Consider the following 13840-nt stretch of genomic DNA (forward strand, 5'->3'; position numbering starts at 1 on the left):
GGCCCGGCTCACTCGGCCAGCAGGCGGTCGGCCAGTTCCTGGAACAGGTCCGTGCCGGCGTGCTGGGAGGCGTACTCGGGCAGGACCTGGGGGACCGTCAGGTCGTCGATGATCATGCCGTTCAGCGCGAGGTAGAGCAGCACCACGTCGGTGGCGTCGCCGGGGAGTCCCGCGTCCAGGTAGAAGCGGATGTTGTCGCGCAGGGCGGTGCCGTAGATCTCCTTGAGTTCCACGCCGAGTTCGGGGCGGCGGGTGCCCTCCAGGCGGAGTTCGAGCATGGCGAGCCAGCTGCTGCGGTCCGCCTCCATGCGTTCGTGGGTCTGGCGCAGCAGCAGGGCGACCACGTCGCGCGAGGGGGCCCGGCGCAGGGTGTCGGCGAGGATCCCGGGGTCGGGGGCGAGCCGTTCACCGGTGCGCTGCATGATCTGGCCGAGCAGGTCCGCGCGGTTGGCGAAGTAGTTGGAGGCCGTTCCCGTGGGGACCTCGGCCTGCTTGTCGACGGCCCGCAGGGTCAGTCCGCGTGATCCCTCGCGGGCGAGTACTTCGATGGCCGCGTCGAGCAGCGCCGTACGGCGCTGGGGGTTCTGGCGCATGGGACCTCTCATGACATCGGCCGACTGTTACCACGGTCAGTAAAGTACTACGACTGAAGCACTTTGGGTAAGGCGGTTTCGTGAGGCCCGGTTTCGTGAGGCCCGGTTTCGTGAGGCCCGGTTTCGTGAGGCCCGGTTTCGTGAGGCCCGGTTCATGAGACCCGGGGCCGGTGCGGCGGGTGACGGAAAAACAGGCTGGCACCACTGCAGCTGATGTACTACCGTCAAAGTACTGCAACCGAAGTTATTCGGATCGGGCGGCTCAGCCGTGCCGCCCGGTGCGCACCGACCGGACCGAGAAGGAGCCCTCCATGCGTGTACGCATCGATCACCTCTCCGGCATCGACCCGAAGGCCCGCCAGAAGGAGCCCCTCATGCGCGTACGTGTCCACGGCCTGCCCGGCGACGGCCCGGCCGCTCCCGCCGGGCGCGGCGGCCGGCCGGGGCACATCCGCCAGCCCAAGCCCCGCTCCCAGCCGCGCCCCCGTCCGCTGCCCAAGCCGGGCACGCGCCGGTGACCCTGCCCGGGGCGGTCCGGCGCCGCGCGGCCCGCTATCCGGCGGGCGCGGCGGCGGCCGCCAGGGCGCGGGCGAGTACGTCGGGGGGTGTCGCGGCGGCGGCGAGCACCACGAGCGCGGGGCCGCCGCCGGCGCGCGCGGCGAGCCGGGCGATCTCGTACGCGGCCCCGCCGGCGCCCGAGAAGCCGCCGAGCACGAGACGCCGCCCGGGGCCGAGCAGCGGGGCGAGCGCGGCGAGCCGGGCCTCGGCTGGCCGCCGCGCGTCGCTGAGCAGCACCAGGGCCTCGGGCCCCGGATAGTGCGGGGCGAGCTGTTCGTGGCGCGCCGGGGACATGCCGGGCGCGGGCACGAGACACACCAGGGCCTGGCCGGGCCCGGCGGCGGGGCGCAGGGTGCGCAGCAGCGGGCCGGTGTCGTGGCCGGGGTGTGCCCGCGCGCTCGCCCGTGGCGCGGGCGTGCGCGGGGGACGCCCTTCGGCGGCCAGGGCGTCGAGGAACGCCCCGACGGTCGTGTACTGGTCACCGCGGCGGGGCAGTTGCCGCAGCACCTCGGCCACCCGCGCGAGGACGCCGTCGGCGTCCGGCAGCCGGGACGGGTCGTACGCGACGCCCAGCACGAGACCGCCCGCGGCGTCGTGGTGTGCGCTCAGCACGAGCGGGAACGCGGTGTCGGCGTCGTGCGTGACGGGTTCCGACACGCGGATGCCCTGCGCGGCCAGGTCGTCGGCCGGCACGGCTGACGGGCGCGGGCCGCCCGTGAATTCGAGGAGCGTGCCGGCCCTGCCGGGATACGGCGGCCGGGCCCGGCGGTTTGTGTCCGTCCAGCTCTCGATCTGTCCCGCCGAGACCCATTCGTAGGCCGCCATGTCCAGGGCCCGGTCGCGCAGTTGGGTGAGGAGGCCGGGCACGGGGGTGCGCGGGTCGACGACGACGGACACCGGCAGCGGGTTGCGCAGCGCGCCGGGCATGCGGTCCACGGTGTCGAAGGGGATGCCGCGGCCGGACACGGGCACGCTGAACGCGACGGGCACCGCGGCGCCCTCGCCCGTGGAGTGGTGCAGCAGCGCCCAGGCCGCCTGCAGCGCGCAGAAGTCGGTGGCTCCCCAGCGGCCCGCCCAGGCGCTCAGCTCGGCGGCCTCCCCGGGGGACAGCCGGTGCCGGGCGCGGACCGTGCCCGTGCGGGGGGCCGCCGTGCCGGGCGGGGCGGGCACCGGGAAGCCGGCCGCGCCGGCGGGCGGGGCGGCCAGGGACCAGAACTCGCGGGCGGGCGTGAGGTCCTGGGCGGCGAGCCAGTCGCTGTAGTCGCCGATGTCGGGGTGCCGGTCGCCGCCGGGCAGCCGGCCGCCGGCCAGGTAGGCGCGGAAGAAGCCGCGCAGCAGCAGCCGGGCGCTCGTGTCGTCGAGCAGGGCGTGGTGGTAGGTGAGCAGCATCCGGTGCGGCGGGCCGCCGCCGGGTGCGGCGGCCGGGGCGGCCGGGCTCTCCAGGACGGTGACGCGCACCGGTCCCGGGCGGCGCGGGTCCAGGCCGCGGGCCCGGTCCCGGGCGACGACGTCGGTCCAGTCGGCGGCGCCCGGCCGCACCCGCAGGAGTTCCGGTACCACCCACTGGCGCACCGCGACCCTGGGCGGGTCCGCGTCGTCGAATCCCGCCCGCAGCACGCTCTCCCGGTCGTAGACCGACTGCCAGGCGGCCGCGAACGGTTCCAGGTCGAGGGGGCCGTGCCACTCCCAGGTGAGCTGGGCGACGCCGGTCGCGGTGCCGGGCCGGGCGTCGGCGTCGGCGAGCAGTTCGCTCTGCAGCGGCCCGGCCCGCAGCACGCTCGTCACCGGCCCGTAGCGCGCCGCCGCGCCGGCGGGCGCCGGAGTGCGGTGCGGCGGGCGGCGGTCCGCGGTGCCGCCGGGGCGGGGCACGGGTTCGGCGTACGCGGCGGGCCCCGTACCGACGCCCGGCGGGGAGCCGGCGGGCGGGGAGCCGGCGGGCGGGCCGGTTTCCGGGAGGGCGGTGAGGAGGTCGGCGAGCAGCCCTGCCGGGAAGTGGCCCCGGGTGTCGGCGGCCTCGGGTGCGTCGAGGGTCAGTGTGTGGTGCGCGGGGCCGTGGCGCCGCAGCCGGTAGCGCCAGGCCGGTGCGCCCGGGTCGGCGGTGAGCGCCCGGTGCACGGCTGCCTCGATACGGCCGGGGTCGACGGTACCGCGCAACTCCAGTGCGGGCGCGGCGCCTTCGCTGCCGTGCCCCGGGTTCACGTACACCGTCAGCGCCTCACGCCGGGGCACGGACGGGGGTCTGTCAGTGGTCATCCGGACTCCTCCTCCCCCTGTCGGTCCCCCGTGTATGTACGGCTGCGCCCGCGCGGGCCCGGCACGGTGGCGGGGCCGGCGCCCTCGTTGTCGTTCGCCCGCGGGTCCCCCGGGTCCGGTCCGTGCCGTGCCGTGGCGTGGCGCGGGCCGCCGTGTCCGCGCGCCGGTGCGGGCGCGGTGTGCCCCGGGGATGGTGCGCGGGCATCGCGGCGGGGACGGGCGCGGCGGGGACGCCGGCGGCGGCGTGCGCCGCGGCGGGCCGGGTGCCGCCGGGCAGCGGCCGCCGGGTCGCGGGGCGGGAGTACTGGCCGGCTGGGCTGCCCGCGTGTGCCATGGCGGCCTCCTCGTCCGGTGTCCGCGCCACCTGACCGCTGGGTCTGTGATACGACGGTAGATGCCGCGCCGGGTTCAGGCCGGTGATCTCGACCGTTCCTGGACCGGCCCGCGAAGGCCTCTCGTGCCCCCGGCCCGCGCACCGGCCCCCGGAGGGGTCAGGTGTCCGCCGCGAGGGCTTCGGCGACGGCGCCCATGAACCCCGCGTCGAGCATGGTGCGCACCTCGGTGTCGGCGGCGGTGTCCAGGCCCGTGTCGTGGCAGGCGACGCTGATCAGATAGCGGCCGAGGGCCCGGTAGGTGGCGAACGCCCACTCGCCGCGTGCGGCGCTGCTGCCGTCCGGCGCCAGCAGGGCCGGGCTGTCGGCGGCGAAGCCGAACTCGGTGAATCCCAGGCGCAGTCCCTGCCCGAGCGCCTTGGTGTAGGCCTCCTTCAGCGTCCACAGGCGCAGCAGGGCGGCAGCCTGTTCCGCCTCGGGCAGCGGGGCCAGTTCGGCGCGTTCGGCCGGGGTGCACATGTGGCGCCGCAGCAGGTCGAACGACATGGGCCGGTCGGCGGGTTCGGCGTCGACGCCGATCCGCCCGTGCCTGCTGATGCCGACGGCGATCAGGTCGTCGGTGTGGGTGAGGCTGACGTCGATCTGGCCGAATCCGCGCAGATACGGGCGGCCGCCGATCCTGTAGGCGAGGTCGAGTTCGGCCGGTTCGGTGCCCAGTGCCGCCGCGGCCGTGAACTTGACGGCGAGGCGGGAGGCGACGAAGCGGTAGCGGATCGTGGGGTCGGTGGTGTTGCGGTAGCGCTGCCAGTCGCGGCCGAGCAGGGGGCGCAGTGCGGGATCGGTGACGGCGGCCGGCAGCCACTCGCCCCAGGTGGTGTGCACCACGGCGTTGCCGCGCAGTGCCAGGCCTTCCCGTACCGGGTGCCAGGGCCCGGCAGGGCCGCTGACGTGGATCGGGCGGGTGATCGGTCCGGCTTCGTCGGGTGGTGCGCCGGTCGGCGCGGTGGGCGTCAACGGTCCGTCCTTGCGGTGTCGTGGGCGCCGGGTCAGCGCGCGAGGAGCGTGGCGTCCAGGTCGCAGCCGCGGCCCGTCCGGTAGCGCCGGACCAGTTCGTCGGCCACCTGCTCGCGGCAGCCGTCGGGCAGGTGCGGCACCGGGATGCCGAGACGGCCCCCGATGCGGGAGAGGGCGAGCACCGCCCAGGCGGTGTCGGCGAGGAACGGGTCGGTGCCGTCCTGGGCCTCCCAGACGCCGAGGACGGCGGCCGCGGCGGCGATCAGGCAGTAGCGGTCGCTGAGTACGCACACCGCGGGGTCGGCGAGCCGCGTCGCGCCGTACGCGGGCAGGGTGCGGCACTGTTCGCGCAGGGCCCGCAGTTCGCCGGTGAAGCCCTCGGCGAGTTCCGCGAGGACGGCGTGCCGGCCGCCCGCGCCGCGGGCGGGCGCGAGCCGGGCGGCGGAGCCGACCAGGGAGGCGGAGAGGAAGTCGCCGCCGCCGGCGACGCCCAGCAACCGGTAGTCGAGGGGCGGCAGTTCGGCTCCCTTGCGGAACAGTTCGGGCGGCGGTTCCTCCTCGGCGAGCCAGGAGCGTTCGGCCAGGGCGCGCAGCTGCGGCACGATCACCGCCTGGCAGGCGGCGGCGCCGGTGTGGCCGAGGCCGGCGAGCGGCAGGTCCCGGGCGAGCCTGTCCAGCGCGCCGTACTCGGGGCTGCGGTGCTGGAAGCGGCGGGCGCCGAGGACGGTGGTGAGTTCCTCCAGGTTCTCCCGCAGCAGGTCGGGCACGACGTAGGTGACGGCGGCGGCGGCCAGCTGGCTCCGCGCGGGCAGCAGGCTGAGGGCGCGCAGCACCACCGTGGCCATGCTGTCGCAGGCCAGCAGGTCGGCGAACACCCCGGCCAGCGGCTTGGTCCAGCGGCGGGCGAGGGGGCCGCCGCGGCCGGTGGTGACGGCCCGTACGGCGGAGTGCAGCACGGTGTCGGCGGCGGCGGTGAGGACGCCGCAGACCAGGCCGCGGCTGACCTGCAGGGTGCGCAGGGCCAGCGGGACGCCCTCGCCGGTCCGGCCGACGAGCGCGCCGGCGGGTACGGGGAAATCGGTGAACTCCAGGCCGGAGTAGAGCGCCCCGCGCATGCCGGAGGTGGGGACGCGGGGCAGCCGCCGTTCCCCGCCGCCCGGTGCCTCCTCGGCGTCGAGGAGCAGCACCGAGTGGCTGCGCGGGCCGCGGGCGGGGTCGGTGCGGGCGTAGACGACGCGGGCCCGGGCGCGGGCGGCGTCGAGGATGACGTCCTTGCGGCCGTCGAGCCTGAAGCCGCCGTCCGGTGCGGCGGTGGCGGTGAACTCGTGCCGCAGGATCGCGTTGGCGTGGGCGAGTTCGTGGTGCAGGACCGCCGCCCGGCCGCCGCCGCGCAGCAGGTCCGCGAGGTGCCGGCGCTGCGCGGCCGTGCCGGCCGCCCATACCGGGGAGGCGGCGGACAGGGAGGTGATGGCGAGGCTGAAGCCGAGGCCCACGTCGCGCCGGAAGACCGGGCGCAGCGTCTGGGCGAGGAGGTCGGCGCGGGTGAGCAGGCCGCCGTGTTCCAGGGGTACCAGTTCGGCGCCCAGGCCGGTGTCGGCGAGCAGCTGCTCGGTGAGCCGCGGCGGCACGCCGCGCGCGTCGGCGTCGAACAGGGTGTGCAGGCCGTGCGGGTTGGCGTTGTCGTACGGGTCGCCCAGCAGTTCCTCCAGCCGGGCCGCGCGCGCCCGCGCGTCCGCCTCCCACCCGGCCGGGGCGGCGGTCTGTGCGGTGTGCTCCGCGGGGCCGGCGGAGCGCGCGACCGCAGGGGTCATGGCGTCGGTCCTCCAGTCCGTGGGGAGCGGTGCGGCGACGGGCCGGCGGGCGGTCAGTTCTCGACCGTGACGTGCATGTAGGGCGGGAAGTCCCGCAGGTGTGTGCCGTCGTGTTCGAGGACGGACACCTCACCGTGCCTGGCGACCTCGGTGAAGCCGGCGAATTTGTAGGTGACGTACATGGTGCGGTTGCGGCTGGTGGCCACGAACTCGGCGCGCAGCCGTACCCCGGCCTCGTGGGCGCCGCGGATGAGGTGGTTGAGGAGTACCGAGCCGACGCCGCGGGACATCACGCGGCAGGACATCAGGAGCAGCTTCACGGTCCACGCGTCCGTGCCCCGTTCCACCAGGGCGAGCCCGATCTTGCCGTAGGTGCCGTAGGTGTCCTCCAGGCCCGCGACGAGCAGGTCGTGCTCGGGTGAGCGGCGGAAGGCGTCCAGTTCCTCGTAGGAGTAGGTGTAGCCGGTGGCGTTGAGCTGGTTGGTGCGTACGGTCAGTTCCTCGGCGCGCTGCAGGTCGCGTTCGGCGGCCGGGCCGATGGTGAAGCGCATGCCCAGGGAGGCGAGGAACTCCTCGTCGGTGCCGGCGTGGCGGTCCTGGGCCTGTTGGCGCTGGATGTCGGCGTGGTAGAGGTGGCGGCGTTCACGGGAGTCGGCGGTGACGAAACGGGGCTGCATCCGGGCGAGTCCGGGGATCCGCTCGACGTCCAGGGCGTCGATGCACAGCACCTGTTCGTGGGCGAAGCGGACCTCGTCGCGTTCGAAGGGCTGGTCGTCGACGAAGGCCAGGGTGTCGAGGCCGATGTTGAAGGCCTCGGCGACGGCCCGTACCGAGTCGGACTTGCTGCCCCAGTGGATCTGCGGGTGCAGGAAGTACTCGGCGATGCCGAGTTCCGTCAGTTTCGCCATGGCCGCGTCGTGGTCGTTGCGGCTGGCCACGGAGTGCAGGATGCCGCGCTCGTCGAGGGTGCGCAGCACCTCCACGACGGCGGGTCTGAGCTTGACGTTCTCGTCCTCCAGGAGGATGCCGTCCCAGACGGTGTTGTCGAGGTCCCAGACCACGCACTTCACGGTCGTCATCGCTGCTGTCTCCTCAGGGCACGGTCCTGGAACGCGTATTCGGCCAGGTTCACTTGATGGAGCTGGGTGCTGCCCTCGATGACCTCCATGACGCGGGAGTCGCCGAGGTAGCGCTGCACGGGGTAGTCGGGGCCGCAGCCGTTGGCGCCGTGGATCTGCACGGCGTCGGCGGCCGCACGGCCGGCGGCGGTGGCCGCGAAGTACTTGGCCGTGGAGGTCGCGGCGAGCGCGCCGGGGTCGCCCGTGTCGCGCAGCCGGCCGGCCTCCAGGCACAGCAGGCGGGCCGCGCGCGCGTCCGCGTACATCATGCTGATCATGCGTCTGACCAGTTGGTGCTCCTTGATGGGGGTGCCGAACTGGGTGCGTTGTGCGGCGTAGTCGGCGCTGGCGTCCAGGCAGGCGTCGAGGATGCCGACGCAGCCCCAGCCCACGGTGTAGCGGCCCAGGTCCAGGGCCGCGCCGGAGACATGGGAGACGCCGAGGCCGGGCCTGGCCAGGAGATGGCCGCCCGGCACCCGGCAGTTGTCGAAGTACACGTGCGCGGTCATCGAGGCGCGGATGCCGATCATGTCCTCGATCAGCTCGGTGCGCAGGCCGGGGGTGCCGCGCTCCACGAGCAGCGCGGTCGGGCCCTGTTCGGTGCGGCCGACGACGAGGAAGACGTCGGCCGTCTCGCCGTAGGTGATCCACTTCTTGTGCCCGTCGAGCAGCCAGTCGTCGCCGTCGCGGCGGATGCGGGTGGTGACGGCCGCCGCGTCGCTGCCGACGCCCGGTTCCGACACGGCCAGGGCTCCGATGCTCTCGCCCCTGGCCAGCCGCGGCAGCCAGGTCTCCTTCAGTGAGGGCGAGCCCCAGCGGTGCACGGCGTGCGCGACCATGGTGTGCACGGTGAGCAGGCTGCGCAGCGAGGAGCAGGCGCGGCCCAGTTCGCCGGCGAGCAGCCCGAGCGTGACGGCGTCGCGGCCGCCGCCTCCGTAGCTCTCGGGGACCGCGAGGCCGAGCAGGCCCGCCTCGGCGAGCTGCCGTACCGCCTCGGGCGGGGTGCGCTGTGCCCGGTGGTACGCGTCGGCGTAGGGGGCGACGTTGCGCTCGGTGAAGTCCCGGAACTCCTTGGCGTACCCCTCGTGTTCCGGGGTGAGCATGCTGGTCATCGCAGTCGGCTCCGCTCCGGCCCTACCGTGTGGCCGACAGCTTGCGGGTGACGAAGGCGTCGAGGGCGCTGATGGACTGGAAGTGCTCCAGTTCCAGGTCCTCGTTCTCCACGGTGATGGCGAACTCGTGCTCCACGAAGGAGACCAGCTGCATCGCGAACATCGAGCTGACGAAGCCGAGTTCGAAGATGTTCTCGTCGTCCTTGAGGTTGTGCACGGGGAAGAAGCGGGACAGGTACTCCGCGATCCTGGCCCTCGTCTCCGTGCGGGTGTCCGTGCTCATGTGGGTGTCCGTCCTGTCGTTGTCGGGTGGTGCGAGGCGGGTTTCGCGGCCGGTGGGCGGGCGCGTCAGCGGTAGGAGTGGAATCCTTCGCCGCTCTTGCGTCCGAGCAGGCCGGCGGCGACCATCTTCTTCAGCAGCGGGGCGGGCCGGTACTTGCTGTCGTTGAAGCTCTCGTAGAGCACCTCGATGGATTTGAGGATCGTGTCGAGGCCGATCAGGTCGGCCGTCTCCAGCGGGCCCATGCGGTGGTCGAAGCACGAGGTGAAGATCCGGTCGATGTCCTGGGCGGGGGCCACGCCGTCCTGCACCAGGAACGCGGCCTCGTTGATGGTGAGCATCAGGACGCGGTTGGACACGAAGCCGGGTACGTCCTCGACGACGATGCAGTCCTTGCCCAGTTCGGCGAGGAAGCGGCGGGCGGTCTCGATGGTCTCGGGCGTGGTGTGGTGGCCGCGGATCACCTCGACCATCGGCTTCATCGGCACCGGGTTCATGAAGTGCATGCCGATGACCCGCCCGGGGCGGGAGGTGACCGAGGCAACCCGGGTGATGGAGATCGCCGAGGTGTTCACCGCGAACACCACGTCGGGCCTGACGATACGGTCGATCCGCTCGTACACCTGCTGCTTGACGGCCCAGTCCTCGGTGACGTTCTCGACGATGAAGTCGGCCTTGGCGAGCAGTTCGTAGTCGGTGGTGAACTCGATCTTGTCGAAGATCTCCCGCGGGTCGGCGCCGGTGCCCTTGTTGAACAGGGTGTAGGCGCGCAGGCTGTTGCGCAGTTCCCTGCGGGCGTTGTCGAGCACCTCGTCGGAGACGTCGACGAGCACCACGTGGTGGCCGGTCTGGGCGAGGTTCTGCGCGACGCCGACGCCCATCACACCGGCACCGACGACCCCTGCGGTCGTGAATTCCATGATGCGTACGACTCCGAATCAGCTGATCGCGCCGCGTACGGCGTAGATGTTGTGGATGTCCGTGCCCGCGTACAGTTCGTCCTGTTCCGCGACGACGGAGAAGCCGCGGCTCTTCAGGAGTGCGACGAGCCGGGCGACCTCGCCGTCGGCGTCGTGCGCCTCCAGGACCATCTGCTGGATCTTCGGCCAGTCCTCGTCGGCGATGCCGTCGATGACCTGGCGCTCGCTCTTCTGCACATCGATCTTGATGAGGTCGATGCGTTCGATGCCCTGCTCGCGGATGACGGCGCTCAGCGGCCGCAGTGTCGCGGTGAACTCGATCGCCTCGAAGCGCACGTCGAGGAGGTCGTCGGCGTGCTCGTCGAGGCCGGCGGTGTCGACGCCGCCGGCCTTCCGCTGGTTGGCGATGATGGTCCGCAGGTTGTGCTTCTCCTCCGCCTCGTCGGGGTGGAAGGAGGACATGCCGGAGCTGCGCGGGTAGAAGGTGAACTCCGCCCGGCTCTCGGTGTCGGAGACGCCGATGTTGAAGAGTGCGGCGTCGACGCCGTGGTCGGCGGCGTTCCGGCTGAGCAGTTCGAACATCGGGGGGGCCGGTTCGAAGGTGAACACCCGGACGTTCTCGGCCTCGTAGTGCGCGAACAGCGTGAACAGGCCGATGTTGCCCCCGACGTCGACGACGGTGGCGCCGTCGGGGATGCGGATGCCGTGCTTGGCGTAGGTGCGGTGGTCGAAGATGTCCTCGTAGAAGTGGAGGGTCTCCGCCTCGTTCTGGTGCGCGACGGTGAGGCCGTTGGGCAGCCGGAAGCGGGCCTGGGAGCCGCTGGTGTGCGAGGAGCCCTCGGCGGCGGCCAGTTCGCGGCCGGCCTTGAGGGTGTCGACGGCCTGCGCCATCCGGGTCAGCGTGGACCACTCGTAGACCTGGCGCAGCGTCATCTCCACACCGAAGGCCCGGCCGATGCGCAGGATCAGCCGGGAGGCGAGCAGCGAGTTGCCGCCGACCTCGAAGAAGCTGAGGTCGCGCGGGAGGTCGCGGTCGCTCTTCAGGAGTCTGGCCCACAGGGCGTGCAGCTCGCGCTCGGTGGCGCCGGCCTGCTGCTCCCCCGGCCGGGCGCCGGCGGGGGCCGGTGCGGCGGGGGTGACGGTGAGTCCGGCCGCGGGGAAGACGTTCCAGTCGACGTCGGCGGCGGCGAGCCAGAGCCGGCCGAGGGCCTTGAGGGCGACGGCGGTGTCGGACTGGCGCTCCAGCGGGTGCCGCATCGAGGCGACGATGGTGCCGGCGTCGCTGCCGCGGATCACCGTGGCCATGCTCGACAGGGTCTGGCCGGGGCCGGCCTCCAGGAGCAGCGGCCCGGTGCCGACGCGGCTCAGGCCCTGGGCGAAGCGGACCGGGCTGACCAGGTGCCGCGCCCAGTACGCCGGGTCGGTGGCCTGCTCGTCGGTGATGAGTTCGCCGGTGACGTTGGACAGGTACGGGATGCGCGGCGGGTTGAGGGTGAGCGTCCGGGCGATCTCGGTGACCTCGTCGGCGATCGGGGCCATCAGCGCGGTGTGGAAGGCGTGCGTGGAGGTGACGCGGCGGCTCACCACGCCCTGCGCGGTGAGCCGCCGCTGCAGTGCGGTGACGGCGTCGGTGGGGCCGCCCACCACGCAGAACTCCGGCCCGTTGACGGCGGACAGGGAGATGCCGTCGGCGAGCTGCGGCCGCAGCTCCCCCTCGGGCAGCATCACGGCGAGCATCGCGCCCTCGGGCAGCGTGTCGATGAGAGCGGCACGGCGGGCGACCAGGGTCAGCGCGTCGTCGAGGGAGAGCACTCCGGCGAGCGTCGCGGCGACGTACTCGCCCAGGCTGTAGCCGATCATCACGGAGGGGCGGGTGCCCCATGACTCCCAGAGCCGTGCCAGGGCGTATTCGATGACGAACAGCGCCGGCTGCGCCACGCGGGTGGCGTCCAGGCGCTGTTCGTTCTCGCTGCGCGGGCCGCTGTCCCGGCCGAGCATGCGGCGCAGGTCGACCGGGGGCGCGGTGTGCCGCTCCCCGGTGGGGGCGGGGAAGACGACCTCGCGGATGTCCAGGCCGAGTTCGCCCCGCAGGGCGGTGGCGCACCGGTCCACGGCGTCCCGGAAGACCGGGAAGTCGCGGTACAGGTCACGGCCCATGTCCAGGTAGTGGTCGCCGAGTCCGGGGAACATGAAGGCGACCGACTGCGGGGAGTCGCCGGGCTTGGCGCCCAGTTCGGCGACCGCGCCGCCGCCCGCGAGCACGGCGCCGCGGTGCGCGCCGCCGCTGCCGATGGCGCGGATGCGGACGGGTACGCCGGCGGCCGGTCCGGCGGCGAGGTGCTCCTTCAGTCCGGCGAGGCCGGAGTCGAGGGAGGCGCCGTCGTCACCGCGGACCAGGGCGAGGTGCCACGGTGCGGGCGCCGTCGGCGGACCCGCCGCGACAGGCGACTCCTCGGTGTCGATCGTGTAGGGGCTCATGCCACTCCTTGGATGTCCGTGGTCACTCCACCCTGGCCAGGGCGGCTAGAGCGGGGCCGGAGCAGCGGTGGATGTCTGCCGCCCCGGCGAGGGGTTCCGGGCGGCGCCCGGCGCGTACGGTGCGGGCGCCCGGAAAGGTGGGGTGCCCGGGGAGGAAATCCCGCCGCTGTCCGGCGGGGGCGGCGCGGCGTGGCGCGGGACCCGGTGACGGGGTGACCGGCGGCAGGGGCGGTGTCGTCGCGCAGCGCCGTCCTGGGGCCCTCAGACGAGCCGTTCGAGGGATTCGGCGTGGTCCTTGGCCAGCCGGAGCGTGGCCGTGGAGTCGCGGCCGAGGGCCTCGCGCACGTGGCGGCGGGCCCGCTCCAGGTCGGCGCCCGCGCCCAGGACGTCCTCGATGTCCTCTTCCCGCAGCATCACACTGTGCGTGGACACCACGGTCACCCCGTTCCCGTCGGGCAGCACCGACCACTCGCCGGTGTGCGCGGCCAGCAGGGCGGGCGTGACGGTCTGCTTGTAGACGATGCGGCCGGCGTGCGGGAAGCAGATCCGTACCGACTCGGTGGTGTGCACGGCGCCGTCGGCGGTACGGGTGTCCGCCGTCACCACCTGCACGCCGGGGGCGTTCTCGGTGAGGTGGAGCCGGGCGATATGCGGCAGCCGGCCGGGCCACCGGGAGACCCGGTACAGGAATTCGTAGACGTCCTCCGGCGGTGCCTGGACCCGGACCGTGTCCTCGAAGGACAGGACGAGCCGGTCGAGGCGGGCCCAGCGTTCCGCCAGGCTCCGCAGGCCGGCCAGCGCCGCGGTGGATTCGGTGTCCAGGGCGCGCTCCGCCCGGGCGATGTCCTCGGGGCGGTCGCCGGTGGTCGTGAAGTCGTGCAGCAGCGTCAGGCGGGCTCCGCCGTCGGGCAGTTCCTCGACGATCCATGTGCCGTTCGTCGACTCGACCGACGCCCGCGCGTGGTGCTGGCGGAACTGGATGACGCGTTCCTGCGGGTCGTGCACCCGGTAGGAGATCCAGGAGCGGATCTGTCCCTCGGCCACCGCCCACATCCGCAGCCGTTCGTCGGTGCCGTCGAACTCCAGCCGCTCCACGTGCACGTTCGGCGGGAAGAACAGCGGCCACCGCTCCACGTCGGCGAGCAGTCCGTAGACCACTCCGGGCGGCGCGGCCACCTCGATCGCGTGGGTCGTACGGCGCACACGCTGTCCCGTCACGGCCAGCACCTCTTTCTCAGGTTCGTCGGAAGAGCCGCGTCCCAGGGGCCGTCGCGGGCCCGCGCGGGGCGCGGGAGGGTTCAGAAGCCGTCGACCGGCAGGTCGGGACAGGTGAAGCCCGGCATGTCGCACACTCCTCCGGCTCGGCGCTCT

The 13840-nt window shown here is 73.6% G+C and carries 11 protein-coding genes and 1 pseudogene; 2 read left to right on the plus strand and 10 right to left on the minus strand.

Translation table 11 applies throughout. The features are described 5' to 3' along the window. Positions 1-8 precede the first annotated feature (8 nt). Entirely contained in the window at positions 9-593 is a 585-nt protein-coding gene (locus ACZ7LS_RS32275) for a TetR/AcrR family transcriptional regulator (RefSeq protein ID WP_382528776.1), read from the minus strand. 85 nt (positions 594-678) lie between these two features. Here ACZ7LS_RS32275 and ACZ7LS_RS32280 point away from each other — a divergent pair. Continuing rightward, positions 679-807, plus strand: a pseudogene (locus ACZ7LS_RS32280) (pentapeptide repeat-containing protein); the annotation flags it as partial. A gap of 97 nt (positions 808-904) precedes the next feature. Continuing rightward, complete coding sequence (locus ACZ7LS_RS32285; protein ID WP_382528774.1) at positions 905-1111, plus strand: hypothetical protein; 207 nt, start codon at positions 905-907, stop codon at positions 1109-1111. Positions 1112-1145: 34 nt separating this feature from the next. Here ACZ7LS_RS32285 and ACZ7LS_RS32290 read toward each other — a convergent pair whose 3' ends face one another. The 9 genes from ACZ7LS_RS32290 to ACZ7LS_RS32330 form a co-directional block, all read right to left on the minus strand. After that, positions 1146-3404 (minus strand): condensation domain-containing protein, encoded by a 2259-nt coding sequence (locus ACZ7LS_RS32290; RefSeq protein WP_385341654.1) that lies wholly within the window; start codon positions 3402-3404, stop codon positions 1146-1148. 491 nt (positions 3405-3895) lie between these two features. Further along, positions 3896-4750, minus strand: a complete 855-nt coding sequence (locus tag ACZ7LS_RS32295) for a 4'-phosphopantetheinyl transferase family protein (RefSeq protein ID WP_382528767.1) — start codon at positions 4748-4750, stop codon at positions 3896-3898. A 32-nt stretch (positions 4751-4782) separates the two neighbouring features. Beyond that, positions 4783-6561 carry an acyl-CoA dehydrogenase gene (locus ACZ7LS_RS32300; protein WP_382528764.1) on the minus strand — a complete coding sequence of 593 codons (1779 nt, stop codon included), beginning with the start codon at positions 6559-6561 and terminating at the stop codon, positions 4783-4785. Between the two features lie 53 nt (positions 6562-6614). Further along, a complete protein-coding gene (locus ACZ7LS_RS32305) occupies positions 6615-7640 on the minus strand; it encodes an HAD-IIIC family phosphatase (RefSeq protein ID WP_382528761.1) in 1026 nt (341 codons plus the stop codon). Further along, the gene (locus ACZ7LS_RS32310) at positions 7637-8791 is read right to left on the minus strand and encodes an acyl-CoA dehydrogenase family protein (RefSeq protein WP_385137067.1); all 1155 of its coding nucleotides are present in this window, start codon (positions 8789-8791) and stop codon (positions 7637-7639) included. Before ACZ7LS_RS32310 ends, ACZ7LS_RS32305 begins: the two co-directional genes overlap by 4 nt. A 22-nt stretch (positions 8792-8813) precedes the next feature. Beyond that, positions 8814-9074 carry an acyl carrier protein gene (locus ACZ7LS_RS32315; protein ID WP_382528755.1) on the minus strand — a complete coding sequence of 87 codons (261 nt, stop codon included), beginning with the start codon at positions 9072-9074 and terminating at the stop codon, positions 8814-8816. A gap of 65 nt (positions 9075-9139) precedes the next feature. Next, entirely contained in the window at positions 9140-9991 is an 852-nt protein-coding gene (locus tag ACZ7LS_RS32320) for a 3-hydroxyacyl-CoA dehydrogenase family protein (RefSeq protein ID WP_382672862.1), read from the minus strand. An 18-nt stretch (positions 9992-10009) separates the two neighbouring features. Next, positions 10010-12469, minus strand: coding sequence for an FkbM family methyltransferase (locus tag ACZ7LS_RS32325; protein ID WP_385137065.1), 2460 nt, complete (start codon positions 12467-12469; stop codon positions 10010-10012). Positions 12470-12730: 261 nt separating this feature from the next. After that, a complete protein-coding gene (locus tag ACZ7LS_RS32330) occupies positions 12731-13687 on the minus strand; it encodes an aromatase/cyclase (RefSeq protein ID WP_382528746.1) in 957 nt (318 codons plus the stop codon). Positions 13688-13840: the final 153 nt, after the last annotated feature.

It is taken from the genome of Streptomyces sp. NPDC039430 (assembly GCF_055639435.1).